Genomic DNA, 16,964 nt, shown 5'->3' with positions numbered 1-16,964 from the left:
TAGAACCTCGGTGACGACGCGTCACGTCTGTCCGATATCGATTTGATCGCCCCGCGGAAAGCTGTCCGACGAACGTGGGTTGCCCCGCCGGTACGCGGCCTATATCAATAACCCGACTCCGCACGCGATTACCCGATAGGGGCAACCGAATGACTCGACTCCGCTACGCGGTGGTGATCCCGGCGATCGCCGGCACCCTGCTGGCCGGGTTCACGCCTGCGTTCGCAGGTCAGGAGGTCGCGGCCGGTAAGCAGCCGCTGAACTCCACGAACATCCCGCCGCAGTACGCGAACCAGAAGCTCGACTGGCACAAGTGCGCAGTCCCCGCCGAACTGCCGACGGCCCCGCCCGCGGGCGCCGAGGACATGGAGTGCGCGACGTACAAGACGCCGCGCAACTGGTACCAGGCGAACGCCCAGATCGACCTGACCATCGCGGTCAGCCGCCTGAAGGCGACCAAGGACGCGACCGCCAGCGTCGTCACCAACCCCGGCGGCCCGGGCGCGCCCGGCCGCAACTTCCCGGCCCGGCTGCGCAACCAGCCGAAGCTGCGCGAGCACCAGGAGATCGTCGGGTTCGACCCGCGCGGTACCGGCAAGAGCACCAACATCACCTGCGGTGGCGCCATCGGCACCGGCTCGGACCTCGACCCGCGTGACCGCAGCAAGCAGAACCTGAACCTGATCCTGCAGGCGACGAAGTACGCGGCCCTGTCCTGCCAGGCGAAGTCCGGCGAGCTGGGCCCGCTGATCAACACCGACCAGACGGTCAAGGACATCGACCTGCTGCGCGTGCTGCTCGGCCGCGACAAGATCAACTGGGTCGGCTACTCGGCGGGCACCTGGATGGGCGCGCACTACGCGCAGGCCTACCCCACGCACACCGGCCGGTTCGTGCTCGACTCGTCGACGGAGTTCACCACGACCTGGCAGAAGTCGTTCGACTGGCAGCCGCTCGGCTTCGAGCGCCGCTTCCGCCAGGACTTCCTCCCGTGGGTGGCGAAGTACGACAAGCTCTACCACTTCGGCACCACCGGCGAGGCGGCCCGCCAGACCTACGAGCAGGTCCGTTACGTCCTGACCCAGGGCGCGGTCACCCTGCCCGACGGCTCGACCGTGTCGGCCAACGGCCTGGACTCCTTCATCGCGTCGAACATCTACTCGAAGCGTGCCTTCCCCGGCCTGGCCGACTACCTGGTCAGCGTCCGCACGCTGACCCAGGGCACCGCCTCGGCACAGGCCAAGTCCTCGGCCGCGCAGAAGGTCAAGGCCGCCGACAAGAGCACCGAGACCTCCGGCGCGCAGCCGCTGATGGTCCCGACCGACGGCGACTCCTACGACGCCAGCTTCTGGACCATCCCGTGCAACGAGGGTCCGTGGACCGGCTCGACCAGCAGCGCCATCAAGCAGTCGCAGAAGCTGATCGACCAGCAGCTGCCCCTGCTCGGCGCGGGCTGGTTCATCCAGCCGTGCCTGTTCTGGAAGAAGACGCCGTCGCCGCTGCCCGTGCTGGACGGCAAGGGTGTCCCGCCGGTGCTGATCGTCGAGTCGGAGCACGACCCGGCGACGCCGATCGAGGGTGCGCGGCGCGCGCACAAGGCGTTCGCGGGTTCGCGGATGCTGACGATCACCGGCGAGGGTGACCACGGCATCTACGCCGGCGGCAACGCGGGTGTGGACAAGGTTGTGGAGTCCTACCTGGTCGACGGTGTGGTGCCGAACGACCAGAGCCTGCCCGGAATGCCACTTCCGGTGCCCGCGGGCGCCTGACACCACAAGGGCTGGTGGGGCCCCGCCGGACTGCGGTCCGGCGGGGCCTTTTCCACACCTGTGCACAGAGTTGTCCACAGGCAGTGGACAACTCCGGCGGGCTAGAATCGGCGCCATGGTGCGGGTACCGCTGACGGATGAAGAGCGCGAACGGGGCGAACGCCTCGGCCAGGCGCTGCGGGCGGCGCGAGCCGGCCGGAGCATGGTGGACGTCGCCGCCGAGGCGGGGATCTCGGTCGAGACGCTCCGGAAGATCGAGACCGGCCGCATCCCGACGCCGGCGTTCTTCACGGTCGCGGCCATCGCCGACGCCGTCGGCCTGCCGCTGGAGGACCTGCGCGCGGCCGTCACGCCCGCCGCGTCACCCCCGCTTTCCCAGGCCAGTTAGAGCGGGCGCAGCTGCTTGAGGATGTGCTCGCGGTCGTTGAGGAACGCGCAGCCCGGCACCGGCAGGTCGTAGCTGTTGAGCAGCTTCTCGAAGTCGGAGAACTCGTCGGCGGAAAAGCCGAAGCCGACCCGGACCGCGTGCGCGGCCAGCACGTCGGCCAGCTCCTCCCACTCACCGGCCCACAGCAGTGTGCGGTAGTGCGTGTAGTCCTCCGGGGAAAGCCGGTTGCCGAGCGTGGTCAGCACGCTGTCGGCGAAGAAGCTGATCCGGTTCCCCTTGAGGTCGGCGACCGTCGGGTTCGCCGGGTCCCGCGCCGTGTCGGCGTTGCGGATCACGCCCGGCCCGGCCACCGGGTAGGCCGTGTGCACGTGCCCGTTGTCCTCGACCAGCACGATCAGGTGCACGTTGAACCGCTCGCCGGCGCAACGCCACCGGCCGTTCCGCTGCTGTCGCCGGGCCTCGCTGGGATCGTTCGCGACGTCCTTGACCACCGAGATGATCTGCTCGTCGCTCCAGCCGGCCGGGAACTCGCTGGTCGCCCTGCGCCCGACGCCCGGTGCGTGCCCGCCGCCCACTGACTGCTCCCTTCGTCGCACCGAGGGTAGGTCAAACGGCGACGGCGAGCACCACGATGCCGACGAGCTGAAGATCGAGACCGCGGAAGAGCTGGCGCACGAGGTTGGCGGGCATCGGGCCGACGGGGGTGTCGACGAACGCGGGATTCGCGTAGTCAACGGCGGTCCGGGTGACCGTGCGCAGGATCGAGAGCACCGACAGCGGCACGGCGAGCCAGGCGGCCGGAGCGAACGACGTCCCACCCGCGAGGGTGACCACGACGAGCACCGCCGCCCAGAGCAGCCCCACGCCGGCCAGGACCACGCCGTGGGTCAGCACCAGCTCGCGGTTCGCCGTCCCCAGCCACCGCCGCCGTCCCGGATTGCGCCAGAGCTCCCCGAGCCCGCCGGCGAACGGCGTCAGCGCGACGTACGCGCCGATGCCGATCAAGACCGGCGCCGGCACCGTCGGGAGCGCGATGTGCGCGACGACGACCGCGAGGCCGACCAGCAGCGCCGCGCCCGCGTACCGCGACCGGCCGAGCGTGCCCGCCCAGGCCAGCCGCAGCGGTGCCGGGCGGCCCAGCGAAAGCCCGCCGATCGGGGAGGACGGCGGCAGCAGCATCATCGGGTCGAGGAAGGTGACGGCGACCGAGCGCAGCACGCGGCCGTCCCACCCGGCGAGCAGCGCGGCCCGGCCCGCGCGCGAGACCGGTTCGCCGCCGAACGCCAGGGGCAGCGCCGCGACCAGCAGCCCGGCCGCCACGAACTGGACGGTCACCGGGCCGAGGCCGAGCGCGGCGATCCCCAGGCCGAGGACCGCGAGCACCAGCGGGCCGAGCGCGTCAAGGCGCAGCGACGTCCGCCTCGCGGTCGCGAAGGCGGCCACCCCGGTCGCGACGACGACGGCCGCCGCCGCGCGCCACTGGTCGAGCCCCGCCCCGCCGACGGCGAGCAGCAGCGCGGCCAGGTAGCCGGTCACCGCGACCACGCCGGTCCACGCGCCGAGCAGGCGCAGCGTGACGACGCGGCCGCGGTCCACCGGCGCGAAGTCGAGCCAGGTCAGCTCCGCCGGTTCGACCCAGGCGAAGCCGCGGCGCAGCAGGCCGCGCCAGCCCACCGCGCAGCAGAGGGTCAGCAGCCCGAGCACGGCCGGAAAATCCACAGTGGACGATCCGTAGAGCGCGGGCCGCCAGCCGTCGACGTGGAAGAACGCGGTGAACAGGAACCCGAAGCCGAACAGGAAGACGAAGCTCGCCGTGTCACCGCTGAAGATCCCGCCGAACCGCTTCCGGCCGGGAATCCGCATCCGGCGCGGGGCGAACTCCACCCTTGCCCCCACCACCGCCCTCAACCGAGGCGCCTTGCGCCGCTGTCTCATCAAAACAGCTCGAGAACGCTGTCCGCGGCTTCGAGCAGCGGCGGGTGGTGGGTGGCCACCACGACCGCCGCGCCGGCCGCCGTCGACCGGGCGATCAGCTCGACCAGCCACTCCTTGCCCGCCGTGTCCAGCGCGCGTTCCGGCTCGTCGAGCAGCAGCACCCGGTGCGGCCGGGCGGTGACGCCGAGCAGCAGCAGCCGGCGGCGCTGGCCCGCGGAGAAGTGCCCGGAAGTCACGCGCATGCGCTCCCCGAGGCCCGCGTCGCGCAGCAGCTCTTTGTGGTCGCCGAGGTCGGCGCCGAACGAGCCGGACAAGAGCTGGAGGTGCTGCACCGGCGTCAACTCGGCGAAGAAGTCGGAGTCGTCGAACAGCACCGACACCTTGCGCCGGAACTCGACGTCCCGTTCGTCCGGCGTCTTGCCGTCGACCAGCACGCGGCCCCGCTGCGGCTGCTGCATGCCGTAGAAGCAGCGCATCAGGGTCGACTTGCCGACCCCGTTCGGCCCGACGATCGCGGCGCACTCGCCGGGGTCGACGGTGAAGTCCAGGTCGTCGAACAGCCAGTGCTCGCCGGCCCGGACGCCGATGCCCTTCGCGTCGATCATCGGAGTTCTTCGAGCACCGGGGCGAACTCGTCCAGGGACATCTCGAACACCGTGAAGTAGGTGAACCCGAACCGCTCCCGGTGGCCCCGGATCTGATCGGCGATCTGCGCGGGCGTGCCGACGAAGACCGTCGGGACCTCGCCGAGCTGCTCGGGCGTCAGCCGGGCGCCCATGAGCCGGTGGAGCTCGGCCAGCCCGGCCGCGCGGTCGTTCGTCAGCTTCACGACCTGGCAGGCCAGGTTGAACTCCACGGCGGACGCCCGCGCGCCGAGCTTCGCGCGGACGAACGCCACGCGCTCGTCGATCTCCTCGACGGCCGCCACGGCCAGTGGCGCGCCGTCCGGGGTCTTCGCCGTGCCGGTGAAGCCGATGATGTCGGCGTGCTCGGCGGCGAGGGTCAGCACGCGGTCGCCGCGACCGGCCAGCAGCAGCGGAGGCCCGCCGGGGCGCACCGGCGCCGGCCGGTGGTCCGGATCGGCGTAGCGCCGCTTCAACGCGAGGACCGTCCGCTCGAGGTGGTCGACGCGCTCGCGCGCCGACGGGAACGGCATCCCGGCGGCCTCGAACTCTTCCTTGACGTATCCCGCGCCGAGCCCCAGCTCCAGGCGGCCGTCGGTGAACTGGTCGGTGCCCGTGACGTCCCGGGCCAGCAGCACCGGGTTGTAGAAGGGCGTGTTCAGCACGAAGGTGTTCAGCTTGACGCGTGAAGTGACCTCGCCGGCGAGCACGAGCGCCGGGAACGGCGGCGCCAGGCCGAGGTGGTCGGCGGCCGAGAGCACGTCGTAGCCGAGGTCCTCGACCTTGCGGCACTTCTCGACCCAGGCGGCGCGGCTGCCCGGCACGACCATGTTGACGCCGAAGCGGAAATCCCCAGTCATGCCGACCAAGGTACTCAGCGAAGCCTGGCGATCACGGGAGCGAGCCGCTCGAGGTCGTCTTCGAGGACGGTGAAGTAGCTCGCGCCGAGGGTCTCGCGGGTGCGCAGCAGTTGCGCGGCCACTGCTTCCGCCGAGCCGACCAGGACCGTGGCCAACGCGCCGAGTTCCTCGAGGTCGAGGTGCGGCACGAGCTGGTGTGCCGTTCCCAGGGCCGCCCGCCGGTCGTCGGTGATCCGGACGAAGTGGACCATCAGGTTCAGCTCGGCGTCCCGGCTGCCGAGCACCCGCTTCACGAAGCCGGCGCGCTCGGCCAGTGCGGCGGAACCGGCCAGGGCCAGCCGCCCCTCGGCCGCGCCGGGTGCCGTGCCGGTGAGGGCGATGGTGTCGGCGTGCGCGGCGGCGAAGGTCAGCATCCGGTCGCCGCGGCCGCCGAGCAGCAGCGGTGGTCGCGGGCGGTCGGTGAACGCGCGCTCGACCTCGGTGACCACGTCGACGAGCCGGCTGAACCGGTGACCGGGCGTGCCCCAGTCGACCCCGGCGGCTTCGAACTCCGCGCGGACGTACCCGGCGCCGATCCCGATCTCCACCCGGCCGCCGGTGAACTCGTCGAGCGCGGCGAGGTCGCGGGTCAGGACCACCGGGTTGTGGAAGCTCGCATTGAGGACGTAGGTGTTGAGCCGGATCCGCTCGGTGGCCTCGGCGGCGAGGAGCAGCGCCGGCACCGGCGCGACCCGGCCGAGGTGGTCGACCACTCCGACGACGTCGTAGCCGAGGTCCTCGGCCTTGCGGCACTTCGCCACCCACTCGGCCCGTGAGCCGGGCACGTACAACGCCACCCCGAAGCGGAACGGTCTCATGGCCGCGAAACTACCTTGACACGGAAGAAGGGGACGTCCCGCGGGACGTCCCCTTCTTCGGATCAGGAAGCTCAGCCGAGGCGCTGGGCCAGCGCGTCGAGCTCGTCACGCAGCGAGGTCGGGACCTCGCCGATCTTCGCGAACCACTCCTCGATCAGCGGCAGCTCTTCGCGCCACTCCTCGGGCTTGACGTCCAGGGCGGCCTGGATGTCCTCGAGCGGCTCGGTGAGGCCCTCGGTGTCGAGGTCCTCGGCGCGCGGCACGAACCCGACCGGCGTCTCGACGGCGTTGCCACGGCCCTCGACGCGCTCGACGACCCACTTGAGGATCCGCGAGTTCTCGCCGAAGCCCGGCCACAGGAACCGGCCGTCGTCGCCGCGGCGGAACCAGTTGACGTAGAAGATCTTCGGCAGCTTGTTCGCGTCGGCGTTCTTGCCGAGGTTCAGCCAGTGCTTGAAGTAGTCACCGGCGTGGTAGCCGAGGAACGGCAGCATCGCCATCGGGTCGCGGCGAACGTTGCCGACCGCGCCGGCCGCCGCCGCCGTGGTCTCGGACGACATGGTGGCGCCCATGAACACGCCGTGCTGCCAGTCACGGGCCTCGTTCACCAGCGGCACGGTGGTCTTGCGGCGGCCGCCGAACAGGATCGCCGAGATCGGCACGCCCTTCGGGTCGTCCCACTCCGGCGCCAGGATCGGGCACTGCGACATCGGCGTGCAGTAGCGCGAGTTGGGGTGTGCGGCCTTCTCGTCGGAGTCCGGCGTCCAGTCCTGGTGCTTCCACGAGGTGGCGTGGGCGGGCTTGTTCTCCATGCCCTCCCACCAGATGTCACCGTCGTCGGTCAGGGCGACGTTCGTGAAGACCGTGTTGCCCTTCTCGATCGTGCGCATCGCGTTCGGGTTGGTGTGCCAGTCGGTGCCCGGCGCGACGCCGAAGAAGCCGAACTCGGGGTTGACCGCGTACAGACGGCCGTCTTCCCCGAAGCGCATCCAGGCGATGTCGTCGCCCAGGGTCTCGGCGCGCCAGCCCGGGATGGTCGGCTGCAGCATGGCGAGGTTGGTCTTCCCGCAGGCGCTCGGGAACGCCGCCGCGACGTAGTGGACCTTGTCCTCGGGCGAGATCAGCTTGAGGATCAGCATGTGCTCGGCGAGCCAGCCCTCGTCACGCGCCATCACCGACGCGATGCGCAACGAGTAGCACTTCTTGCCCAGCAGGGAGTTGCCGCCGTACCCCGAGCCGTAGCTCCAGATCGCGCGTTCCTCGGGGAAGTGCGAAATGTACTTCGTTTCGTTGCAGGGCCAGGAAACGTCCTTCTCACCCTGCTCGAGCGGCTTGCCGACCGAGTGCAGCGCGGGCACGAATTCGCGCTCCGAACCGTCCGGGGCGACGAACTTCTCGAGTGCGGCCTTGCCGGCGCGGGTCATCACGCGCATCGAGGCGACGACGTACGCGAAATCCGTGATTTCGATACCCAGCTTGGGATTGTCGTCGCCGAGCGGGCCCATGCAGAACGGGATGACGTACATGGTGCGGCCACGCATCGAGCCGCGGAACAGCTCGGTCATGGTGGCCTTCATCTCGGCCGGGTCCATCCAGTTGTTGGTGGGACCGGCGTCCTCGGGACGCTCCGAACAGATGAAGGTGCGGTCTTCGACGCGGGCGACGTCGTTGGGGTCGGAAGTAGCCCAGAAGGAGTTCGGCTTCGACTTGAGCTGCACGAACGTGCCCGCTTCGACCAGCTCCTGGTTGATTCGGGCGGCTTCCTCGTCAGACCCGTCGACCCACACCACGCGGTCCGGGTTGGTCAGTTCGGCGACCTCCCGGACGAAGGACAGCACGCCGGTGTGCGTCGTCGGCGCGGTGTCCAGTCCGGGGATGGCGACTGCGGTCATCTCTGCTCCTGACTTCCGACGACAAATGCGCCCGCACCGGAACGACGTTGTCCCGGTGCGGGCGTCATTGCCGGCGACCGAATGGCTTCGCACACCGGCTGCAAAACCGGTGTGCGGATTTTGGGATTCTTCGAGAGTAACCGCATGACCGGCAGGTGACAGAGAGCTGACGTGTACGTTCTCTCACAGGACCGATAAGGGAATCGATTCAGAAGGCAGCTTGCTTTCATTGACGACATGAAGAAAGCCCGGAGCCGAAGCTCCGGGCTTTCAAACTATGACCTGGGTCACTTTCAGTTCGGCGAAATCCACTGCCCTGTGCCGGAGTCGATGCGCGCGACGCCCGCCAGCGTCTGCGTGCCGGCCTCGCCCCAAGCGGCGTCGGCGGCCGGGTCGCTTTCGGTCCCGGCGTTCATCAGTCCACTGGAGACTTCGGTCCACTGGCCGGGGCCGGCGTGCTCGAACGTCGTGGTCGTGCCGTCGGCTCCGGTCTGCACCGCGATGTCCGCTTCGCCGTCGCCGTCCTTGTCGGTGAAGGCGATGGTGCCGCCGCTCTTCGTCTCGACGATGGCGGTGTCGTTGTGCCCGTCGTGGTCGGTGTCGATGGTCGCGACCCCCGCGTCCACCTCGCCGTCCGGCAGGTCGGCGTGGATGTGGCCGCCGGAGCTGTCGTCCCGGCCGCCGGTGTCCGAGTCGTCGTGGCCGCCCGAGCCGTCCTGGACCCACTGACCGCTGGCCTCGTCGTAGACGGCCTGCTCGACGACGTGCCCGGTCTCGTCCAGCACGGCGTAGTGGTCGGCCTCGCCGTCGTGGTTCGCGTCGATGAAGGCCTGGGCCGTGCCGTCGTCGTGCTCGATGATCGCGGTGTCGTCGACCCCGTCTTCGTTCACGTCGTAGTTGACCTCGGCCTGGTACTCCTGGCCGTCGACGTGGACGGTCATCGCGTCCGGGCTGCTCGCGTCGGTGTCGCTGCCGCCACTCTCGTCGACCCACATGGCACTTCCCCCTTGAACCGGGTAACCGTCTCGACCTGCTGTCTGAGGGTATGACTCACCGTAGGCCCGTTCGGTTCCGCTCCACAACCGGACGGATGGTCAGGCGGTTTTGTCCCGGAGTGCCCGGATGCGGGTCAGGAAGGCTTCGGCGCGCTCGCGGCCGTCGCTGACCTCTTTGAGCCGCTTCGACACGACGGCGATCTTCTTGGCGCGCTCCTGCGCACCCATCTTGATCGTCTTGTCGACTTCCTTCAGCTCGGCCTCGATCGCGTCGATCCGGCGGCTCAGCGCTTCGTCGAGCGCCATCGACAGCTGCTGCTCGGCCTCGATGAGCTGCTCGGCGACGAGCTGGTCGAGCGTCGAGCGGGCGTCCGCGATGGCCTCGACCAGCCACTGCTTCATGTGCTGCTTGTCGGCCGCGTGCTTGCGGGTGCGCGCCATCCACCAGCCGGCGCCGAGGCCGATGATGATCGTCGCGGGCAGGACGACCGGGTTGAGGATCGCGACGCCGGCCAGCGGCAGCGCGGCGATCTTGCCGGCCCCGACGCCGCCGGAGATCCCCATGAAGACGAGCAGCTTGTCCTCGGCCGTCGGCGGCTTCTTGTCCGGCGGGCGCAGCACCACCGGCGGGCCGCCCGCCCGGGCGAACTGCGCGCGGATGACGTCGAGCTCTTCGGGGGAGAACAGCTCCGACAGCGAGACGTTGGTGACCTGGTTCAGCCGCTGCGAAAGCAGCATCGAGATCCGCTGCGACGTCGTCTGCAGCGCGATGTCGACCTGCTGCGGCAGCGCGGCCAGCTCGTCGCGCTTGGCCGCGTCGATCAGCTGGCGGAAGTGGGTCTGCGCGTCCCGCATCTGCCTGCTGCTCTCGTGCCCGATCTCGACGCGGGTGCGCTGCACCTCGCCGCGCAGCTTCAGCTGCCAGCCGCGGGTCGAGCTCCGGCGTTCGGCCTGCAGCTGGTCACGGCGTTCGCGCAGCTGCTCGGCCTCGGCCTCGCCCGCGGACAGCGCCCGGCTCTCGGCCTGCAGCTTCGCCTTGAGCTCGCCCAGCGCGGTGGACAGCGCGCGCAGGGTGTTCGCCTCGCCGAGCATCGCCGAGCGGCCGACGAGCAGCTCCTGCAGCGCCGTCTGGATGGCCGCGACCCCGGACTTATCCCGCAGCATCGCCGCCAGCTGCTCGTTGGGGGCCTTCGCCGCGGTCTCGAACATCCGCGCCGACACGGGGTGGAACACGGCGTCGGCGAACCGGGGCGCGTACTGGCGCAGCAGCTGCCGGTCGGCCTCCATGACCTCGCGCCAGCCGCGGAACATGTCCACCTTGGTCAGCGCGAACACGACGGTTTCGACGCGCTCGCCGACGTCTCGCAGGAACTGCAGCTCGGTCGAGGTGAACGGCGCCGAGGCGTCGACGACGAACAGCAGTGCGGTCGCGCTCGCGGCGGCTTCCTTGGCGAGCTCGCCGTGCATCGAATCGAGCCCGCCGACCCCGGGGGTGTCGACCAGCGAAAGGCGTTCCAGCAGCGGCACCGGCCCGGTGACCTCGACGTACCGCGGCGGGATCTGCCCCGGCGGCAGCTCGTGGGCCGCGGACACCCAGTGGATCAGCTGGCCGAGGTCGATCGGCACCGGCGCGAGCTGGCCGGGGTAGCAGGCCTGCGCGCCCCAGTCGTCCGCGTGGTCGAACACCAGGTAGGTCGCGGTGGCGACGTCGGCGTCCACAGGGGACAGCCCTGGCCGCGCGAGCAGCGCGTTGACCAGCGAGCTCTTCCCGCGGTTCGTCTCGCCGACGACCACGACGGCCGGCTTCTTCGGACGAGCCTTCCGGATGTCGTCGACCCACGCGGCGGCGGCCGGATCGGCGTCGCGGACGACGGTCAGCAGCTGGTCCCGGGTCGCGGCGACCTGTGCGGGCAGGCTCGGCGCGGTCGGCGCGCTCACGGGTTCCTCTTCGCGTAGACGGTGACGATCGGGGCCCGCAGCAACCGGTCGTGGTCGGCGAAGCCGGTGACTTCGGTTTCCGCCACGATGCCGTCGAGTGCCGGGTCGTCGGTGGGGATCGCGCCGCCGGCCTCGTGCCGGGCCGGGTCGAACCGCTCGCCGTCGGGCCGCAGGGCCTGGACGCCGATCGCGGCGAGCCCCCCTTCGAGGCGCTCGACGACGCCGCCGCTGCGGGCGCGATCCAGCGCGTAGAGGCACATCTGGATCAACGCCTGGCGGTCGGCGAGGGCGCGTTCGAGATCGTTCCGGGACTCGGTGACCGGCTGCAGGGGGTGCACATCGGTGTCCGACGTGGCCGCGCCGCCGCCGGTTCCGTCCTTGCGAAACCACGCCACCCGCACCACCCCGTCCCGGTCCGGCCTGATCTCACCAGTTTGGCGGACCCCACCGCCATCCGGGGGCGAAACGGAACCGAGGAACCCGGGTCAGACCAGCTCGCCGATCACGTCGCGCAGGACCGCCTCCAGGCCGGGGCCGTCCTCGGCGAGGCGGGACGAAACGAGCAGCTGGTCCTCGGCCGTGCGCAGCCAGATCGAGCCGGCGACCGAGATCTCGATGACGTTCAGCCGGAAGGGGTACGCGCGCCGGCCCTGCCGGACCTCCGCCTCCCGCACCAGCTGGCCGAGCCGCTCGCCTGCCACGATCTGGCGGCGGTAGAACCCGGGCGCCCACGGGGTGCCGCCCGCCGGCTCGCCGGCGCCACGCAGGGCGGGGCCGCGGGCGTTGGCGAAGTGGCGGGCCGCGGCCGGGGCGAAGAAGTCGACCGCCTGGCGCATCGCCGAGCCCGGGGCGAGCGCCGTCCTGCCGTAGCGGGTGCGGGTGCTGCGCGGGTCCGGGTCCTCGCGGTTGCGCAGGAAGGCCAGCAGGTCGACCCACCAGTCGGCCCACTGCTCCTGGATGGCCGCACGGTCGACGGCGGCCGGGACGTGCACCGGCACCTGCGGCTCCACCGGCGGCAGCACCTGTCCTTCGGAAACGGACAGGGCCAGGGCGTCACGGATGTACAACGCGACGTCGATCTCCGTCTCGCTGCTCCAGCTGGCTCGCCAGGATGTCGTGTTTTCTAGGCGCACGTTCTCACAGTACGCGGGAAAGCCGGATGACCAGGGAAAGTGGGCAATCGGAAACAACTCAACCCGGTGGTTCGCGGACCTGTTGCCAGATCAGGAAGTACGCCCGGTGGACGACGTGCGCGACGCGGCTCTGCGCCGGTGTCGCACCGAAGGACGCGAAGGACCGCCACCAGCCCGCGCGTTCGAGCGCGTGTGCGGCCAGCTCCGGGCGCGGGGCGCCGGGCTTGCCGAGCTGGGCGCCGATGTCGGCGTTGCTGCCGACCCGCAGCACCTCTTCGGACAGGTCCTCCGGCATGTCGACCGCGCCGGAAGCGACCAGCGTCAGCGCTTCGAGCAGCCGCAGCTGGTGGGCCTCGGGCTTGGCGAGCAGCACCTCGATGGCGTCGTGGACGCGCTGCCGCTCGGCCGGATCGGCGGAGGCGTGCGCGAGCGCGGTGACCGAGGCCAGCGCCGCGGCCGCCTTGATGCCGTCGGCACGGGCCGCGAAGACCACCGCCAGCCGGTGCCGCACCGCGTCCAGGCCGGACGCGTCGAGCAGGGCCCGCCGCAACGCGCCCGCCGTGATCTCCGGTTCCTTGCGGATGGCCTCGACCGCGTGCGCAATGCCGAACAGGTCGAGCTTCTCCAGCAGCCGCACCCGGGTGCCCGCCGGGACGTCGCACTCCCAGCTGGTGAAGATGTCGGCCGAGATCAGCATGGTCTGCAGGACGTCGTCGTCGAGCTCGGCGAGCTGCCGCAGGGACTCGGCGTCGGCGGAGGTGAAGCCGCCGGATTCGGCGGATTCGGCGATCAGCCCGATCACCGGCAGCACGTCGGCGACGCGCGGCTTCAGCGTCGACGCCTGCTTCTCGGCGAGCAGCGTCGCGGCCTTCCAGACGTCACCGCCGGAGCCTTCGACGGACTCGGGCGCGATGGTGTCGGCCTTGTTGAGGACGGCGATCGCGTTGACCGGGCCCGCTTCGCGGCTCGCCGTGGCCGCGGTGAAGGCGGCGAGGGCCTGCTGGTCATCCGCGCGGACGCCCTGCGTGACGACGTACAGCACGGCTTCCGCGCCGGCGACGGCGTTGCGCGAGGTGTCGTCGAGCTCGTCCGAGCCTTCGTCGTCCTCTTCTTTGCGGTGCTTCGCCGCGCCAAGGAGCTGCTCGGTGCGCGACACCGAAGCGGCGTCGAGCGAGCCGAGGCCCGGGGTGTCGATCACCGTCATGCCCTGGAGCACGGCGTTGGTCAGGTACGCCTCGATGTGCGACACCTGCTCGATGTCGACGCCCAGCTCGGCCGGGATCATGCCGTCGGACGCGAAGGGGAGCACCTGCTTGCGGCCGTCGGCGAAGACGATCTCGACGCGGTCCACCGTGCCGTACTGGAACCGGGTCACCAGCCGCGTGCACTCCCCGATGTCGGTCGGCGCGACCCGGCGCCCGATCAGCGCGTTGACCAGCGTGGACTTGCCCGACTTGATCCGCCCGGCAACGGCCACCTGGAGGGGCGCGCCGAGCCGGCGCAGCACCTCGGCGAACCCGGCGGCGGTGCGCGCGGAGACCTGCGACTGCAGGCGGTGACACAGGTTGGCCACCGACATCGACAGCGGACCCGCGAGCCGGCCCTGCTCCGGTGACGTCACGGCCCCCAGTCCTCCCCGGTCGTACGGACAACCCTGGTGAATCGTGCCATGCACCTCATCCCGAGGTCGCACCGAAGGTGCTACCGGCGACCGACGCGTGATCGCCGCCGCGCGACCTAGTGTTGTGTGGTGCGACGGCTGAGTCTCTGGATGCGTGCCCACCCCATGGCGGGCGACACGGTGCTCGCTGTCCTGCTCGGCCTGTTCGACATGCTGCTGTTCGCCGCCGACGGCTTCGACGAGATCGCCGAGCTGCCGCCCTGGTACATCACCGTGCCCCTGAACATCGCCATGGTGACGCCGCTGGTGTTCCGGCGGAAGTCGCCACTGTGGTCGGCGTACGTCGTGCTGGTGATCGGCGTCGTGCACGGGACACTCCAGCTCGGCATCTCCAGCGTCGCCGCACTGGCGATGAGCATCTACTCGGTCGTCGTCTACGCGGGGCGGCGGCAGGGACTGGTGTACGTCGGCGCCGTCGTCGCCGGGTCGGCCCTGCAGCTGGCGCTGGGTCCGGCGGACGAGCTCGTCATCTCGGCGCTGTTCCTCGCGTTCGGGATCGCCCTGTGCTGGACCCTCGGCGAGTTCGTCGGGGCCCGGCGCGCCTACGACGTCGAAGTGGAGGCCAGGTTGCACCTGCTCGAGACCGAACGGGACCAGGCCACCCGGATCGCGGTGGCCGAGGAGCGCGGCCGGATCGCGCGCGAGCTGCACGACGTCGTCGCGCACGCGGTGAGCGTGATGGTCGTGCAGGCCGACGGCGCGTCGTACGCGATCGAGAGCAACCCCCAGCTCGCGCACCGGGCTCTGCAAACGATTTCCGAGACCGGCCGCGGCGCGCTGGGCGAACTGCGGCGGCTGCTCGACGTGCTTCGCAGCGACGACGCCGACGGCGAACCCCGCGTGCCGCAGCCGGACGCGCACGCCCTCGCCGAGCTGGCCGACCGGATGCGGGCCGCCGGGGTACCGGTGGACCTGGAGCTCGGCGAGCTCGGCGACCTGCCGGCCGGCGTCTCGCTGGGCGTCTACCGGATCGTGCAGGAGTCGCTGACCAACACGCTGAAGCACGCCGGGCGCGGCGCGACCGCGTCGGTGCGGGTGCAGCGCACCGGCGACCTGGTGGACGTGCTGGTGTCCGACGACGGCGCCGGCCGCCTCCCGCAGCTGGTCCCGGCCGGGCGCCGCGACCCCCGGCTGCCGGGCGGGAACGGCTTGATCGGCATGCGCGAACGCGCGCACCTGTACGGCGGGACATTGGACGTGGGCCCGGCTCCGGGCGGAGGGTGGCAGGTCCGCGCGGCCCTGCCGGTTAGGTTGGACAAGTGATCCGGGTGGTGGTCGTCGACGACCAGGAACTGATGCGCGTCGGGTTCCGGATGGTGCTGGGTGCGCAGGCCGACATCGACGTCGTCGGCGAGGCGGGCGACGGCGCGCAGGCGATCGAGCTGGCCGAGCAGCTGCGGCCCGACGTCGTGCTGATGGACGTCCGGATGCCGGTGCTCGACGGCGTCGAGGCGACGAAGCAGATCGTCGCCGCCGGCACCGCGCGCGTGCTCGTGATGACGACGTTCGACCTCGACGAGTACGTCTACGCGGCGCTGCAGGGCGGGGCGAGCGGGTTCCTGCTCAAGGACACCCAGCCCGATCACCTGGTGTCGGCGCTGCGCGCGGTCGCTTCGGGTGACGCGGTGGTGTCGCCTTCGGTGACCCGCCGGCTCCTGGACCGCTTCGTCGGCACCGGTGGCTCGCCGATGCGGGACACCGCCGAGCTGGACGTGCTCACCGACCGCGAGCGCGAAGTGCTCGTGCTGATCGCCAAGGGCATGTCGAACCTGGAAATCGCCGAAGCGCTGTTCCTGTCCGAAGCGACGGTGAAGACGCACGTCGGGCGGATCCTGGCCAAGCTGGACCTGCGGGACCGGGTGCAGGCGGTGGTGCTCGCCTACGAAACCGGCCTCGCGCGCCCCGGCATCTCCTAAGCGGCACTTTCACGTGAAAGTGCCGCCCGGATCGAGGCGACAACGGCCTTCGGTGCTCCGTAGAGATCAGTCTTGGTGACGATCACGAAGCTCCAGCCCAACGCGCGGATGGCACGCCGGCGTGCCTCGTCGCGCTGCGGCTGGTCACCCTCCCGATGCCAGTCACCGTCGTATTCCACCGCGAGCTTCCGCTCGGGAAAGGCCAGGTCCAGTCGGCCCACGAACGCACCCTGCTCGTCGACGACCGGAACCTGGAGTTCTGGTTCGAGGCCGGCAACCGTCAGCCAAACCCGCAGCTCGGACTCGGGGATGCTCTCCGAGCGGGGATCAGCGAGCCGGAGTGCTCTTTTCGCGCGGACAATCCCGTTGTCGCGGCGGCCCTTCAGGTAGTCCGCCAGTACCGGGACGTCCACCTCCCCAGCCCTGAGCAAAGCGTCGAGGTAGCCGACGACCCTCGGGAGAGAGCGATGCAGCTTCGTGTTGGTGAGGATGTCGAGGGCGAGACGCGGTGCAGAGGCCAGCTGGATCCCTTGCCACGGCTCGCTGTCGGCACATCCCCGGCTGGTCCGCCGGATGTGCACGCCGTTCTGCAGGGCGAACAGCACGCTTTCGGGCAGGACCAGCTCGACCGGATCGTAGGCACCGACCAGGTCCACGCCACGGACGGCCGCAGCCGAGCACCCGGTGAGGACGGCACGCGGCGGCGCGAGCAGCGCGGCCGCCCGGCACCGGAGCACGTGCGTGACCAGGACCGCCGAGGCCACGTAGACGTTGCGAAACAGCCTGGTGAAGAGCGGCGACCGCAGGGCGCGTTCGGTGACCGCGCCTTCGGCGATGGCGTGGCTGCCCAGGAACGGTTCGGCGAACGCGAAGTCCGCAGAGGTGAACGACACGGCTCGAGCCTGCCGCACACCCGGCCGCCGCCCACCCTCCCAAGCCCACTTGTCCACACCTCCCCGAAGTTGTGGACAACCGCC

At 70.8% G+C, this 16,964-nt stretch carries 16 protein-coding genes; 4 read left to right on the top strand and 12 right to left on the bottom strand.

Annotated features, from left to right (window positions below; all coding sequences use genetic code 11):
- The first annotated feature begins 149 nt into the window (after positions 1–149).
- Positions 150–1,769 (top strand): alpha/beta hydrolase, encoded by a 1,620-nt coding sequence (locus tag AB0F15_RS14445; protein WP_360269971.1) that lies wholly within the window; start codon positions 150–152, stop codon positions 1,767–1,769.
- A 115-nt stretch (positions 1,770–1,884) separates the two neighbouring features.
- Positions 1,885–2,157: a helix-turn-helix transcriptional regulator gene (locus AB0F15_RS14440; RefSeq protein WP_360269969.1), complete on the top strand. Its 273-nt coding sequence runs from the start codon at positions 1,885–1,887 to the stop codon at positions 2,155–2,157.
- On the opposite strand, the gene AB0F15_RS14435 is transcribed toward AB0F15_RS14440, so the two are convergent.
- From AB0F15_RS14435 to AB0F15_RS14385, 11 genes are all read right to left on the bottom strand, one after another.
- Complete coding sequence (locus AB0F15_RS14435) at positions 2,154–2,732, bottom strand: EndoU domain-containing protein (protein WP_360269967.1); 579 nt, start codon at positions 2,730–2,732, stop codon at positions 2,154–2,156. The genes AB0F15_RS14440 and AB0F15_RS14435 overlap by 4 nt on opposite strands.
- Before the next feature lie 31 nt (positions 2,733–2,763).
- Positions 2,764–4,020 carry a hypothetical protein gene (locus AB0F15_RS14430; protein ID WP_360270017.1) on the bottom strand — a complete coding sequence of 419 codons (1,257 nt, stop codon included), beginning with the start codon at positions 4,018–4,020 and terminating at the stop codon, positions 2,764–2,766.
- Between the two features lie 71 nt (positions 4,021–4,091).
- On the bottom strand, positions 4,092–4,697 hold the full coding sequence (locus tag AB0F15_RS14425; protein WP_360269966.1) for an ABC transporter ATP-binding protein: 606 nt from the start codon (positions 4,695–4,697) through the stop codon (positions 4,092–4,094).
- Entirely contained in the window at positions 4,694–5,575 is an 882-nt protein-coding gene (locus AB0F15_RS14420; RefSeq protein ID WP_360269965.1) for an LLM class F420-dependent oxidoreductase, read from the bottom strand. The genes AB0F15_RS14425 and AB0F15_RS14420 overlap by 4 nt, the downstream gene beginning before the upstream one ends.
- 14 nt (positions 5,576–5,589) lie before the next feature.
- Positions 5,590–6,432 (bottom strand): TIGR03621 family F420-dependent LLM class oxidoreductase, encoded by an 843-nt coding sequence (locus tag AB0F15_RS14415; RefSeq protein ID WP_360269963.1) that lies wholly within the window; start codon positions 6,430–6,432, stop codon positions 5,590–5,592.
- A 71-nt stretch (positions 6,433–6,503) separates the two neighbouring features.
- On the bottom strand, positions 6,504–8,324 hold the full coding sequence (locus AB0F15_RS14410) for a phosphoenolpyruvate carboxykinase (GTP) (protein WP_360269962.1): 1,821 nt from the start codon (positions 8,322–8,324) through the stop codon (positions 6,504–6,506).
- Between the two features lie 293 nt (positions 8,325–8,617).
- On the bottom strand, positions 8,618–9,319 hold the full coding sequence (locus AB0F15_RS14405) for a hypothetical protein (protein ID WP_360269961.1): 702 nt from the start codon (positions 9,317–9,319) through the stop codon (positions 8,618–8,620).
- 99 nt (positions 9,320–9,418) lie between these two features.
- The gene (locus AB0F15_RS14400; protein WP_360269960.1) at positions 9,419–11,257 is read right to left on the bottom strand and encodes a dynamin family protein; all 1,839 of its coding nucleotides are present in this window, start codon (positions 11,255–11,257) and stop codon (positions 9,419–9,421) included.
- Positions 11,254–11,652, bottom strand: coding sequence for a nucleotide exchange factor GrpE (gene grpE / locus AB0F15_RS14395; RefSeq protein WP_360269959.1), 399 nt, complete (start codon positions 11,650–11,652; stop codon positions 11,254–11,256). The genes AB0F15_RS14400 and grpE overlap by 4 nt, the downstream gene beginning before the upstream one ends.
- 90 nt (positions 11,653–11,742) lie before the next feature.
- The gene (locus AB0F15_RS14390; protein WP_360269957.1) at positions 11,743–12,390 is read right to left on the bottom strand and encodes a hypothetical protein; all 648 of its coding nucleotides are present in this window, start codon (positions 12,388–12,390) and stop codon (positions 11,743–11,745) included.
- Positions 12,391–12,448: 58 nt separating this feature from the next.
- Entirely contained in the window at positions 12,449–13,969 is a 1,521-nt protein-coding gene (locus AB0F15_RS14385) for a dynamin family protein (RefSeq protein ID WP_360270015.1), read from the bottom strand.
- A gap of 207 nt (positions 13,970–14,176) precedes the next feature.
- Here AB0F15_RS14385 and AB0F15_RS14380 point away from each other — a divergent pair, with 207 nt between their 5' ends.
- Both AB0F15_RS14380 and AB0F15_RS14375 read left to right on the top strand, forming a co-directional pair.
- Positions 14,177–15,334 (top strand): sensor histidine kinase, encoded by a 1,158-nt coding sequence (locus tag AB0F15_RS14380; RefSeq protein WP_360270013.1) that lies wholly within the window; start codon positions 14,177–14,179, stop codon positions 15,332–15,334.
- Positions 15,331–15,987 (top strand): response regulator transcription factor, encoded by a 657-nt coding sequence (locus tag AB0F15_RS14375; protein ID WP_360269956.1) that lies wholly within the window; start codon positions 15,331–15,333, stop codon positions 15,985–15,987. Before AB0F15_RS14380 ends, AB0F15_RS14375 begins: the two co-directional genes overlap by 4 nt.
- Here AB0F15_RS14375 and AB0F15_RS14370 read toward each other — a convergent pair.
- A complete protein-coding gene (locus tag AB0F15_RS14370) occupies positions 15,984–16,880 on the bottom strand; it encodes a hypothetical protein (RefSeq protein ID WP_360269954.1) in 897 nt (298 codons plus the stop codon). The genes AB0F15_RS14375 and AB0F15_RS14370 overlap by 4 nt on opposite strands.
- Positions 16,881–16,964: the final 84 nt, after the last annotated feature.

This window comes from Amycolatopsis sp. NPDC026612 (assembly GCF_040638285.1).
In the GTDB taxonomy this organism is placed as follows: Bacteria; Actinomycetota; Actinomycetes; order Mycobacteriales; family Pseudonocardiaceae; genus Amycolatopsis.
Note: the sequence above shows the minus strand (reverse complement) of the source record. Positions and strands in the feature narration are given on the sequence as shown.

Bases quoted from the DNA above. Each gene is read 5' to 3' on its own strand.
- AB0F15_RS14405 (WP_360269961.1), bottom strand. From the start codon at position 9,319: ATGTGGGTCGACGAGAGTGGCGGCAGCGACACCGACGCGAGCAGCCCG.
- AB0F15_RS14430 (WP_360270017.1), bottom strand. From the start codon at position 4,020: ATGCGGATTCCCGGCCGGAAGCGGTTCGGCGGGATCTTCAGCGGTGAC.
- AB0F15_RS14425 (WP_360269966.1), bottom strand. From the start codon at position 4,697: ATGATCGACGCGAAGGGCATCGGCGTCCGGGCCGGCGAGCACTGGCTG.
- AB0F15_RS14385 (WP_360270015.1), bottom strand. From the start codon at position 13,969: ATGTCGGTGGCCAACCTGTGTCACCGCCTGCAGTCGCAGGTCTCCGCG.
- AB0F15_RS14420 (WP_360269965.1), bottom strand. From the start codon at position 5,575: ATGACTGGGGATTTCCGCTTCGGCGTCAACATGGTCGTGCCGGGCAGC.
- AB0F15_RS14415 (WP_360269963.1), bottom strand. From the start codon at position 6,432: ATGAGACCGTTCCGCTTCGGGGTGGCGTTGTACGTGCCCGGCTCACGG.
- AB0F15_RS14440 (WP_360269969.1), top strand. From the start codon at position 1,885: ATGGTGCGGGTACCGCTGACGGATGAAGAGCGCGAACGGGGCGAACGC.
- AB0F15_RS14445 (WP_360269971.1), top strand. From the start codon at position 150: ATGACTCGACTCCGCTACGCGGTGGTGATCCCGGCGATCGCCGGCACC.
- AB0F15_RS14380 (WP_360270013.1), top strand. From the start codon at position 14,177: ATGGCGGGCGACACGGTGCTCGCTGTCCTGCTCGGCCTGTTCGACATG.
- AB0F15_RS14410 (WP_360269962.1), bottom strand. From the start codon at position 8,324: ATGACCGCAGTCGCCATCCCCGGACTGGACACCGCGCCGACGACGCAC.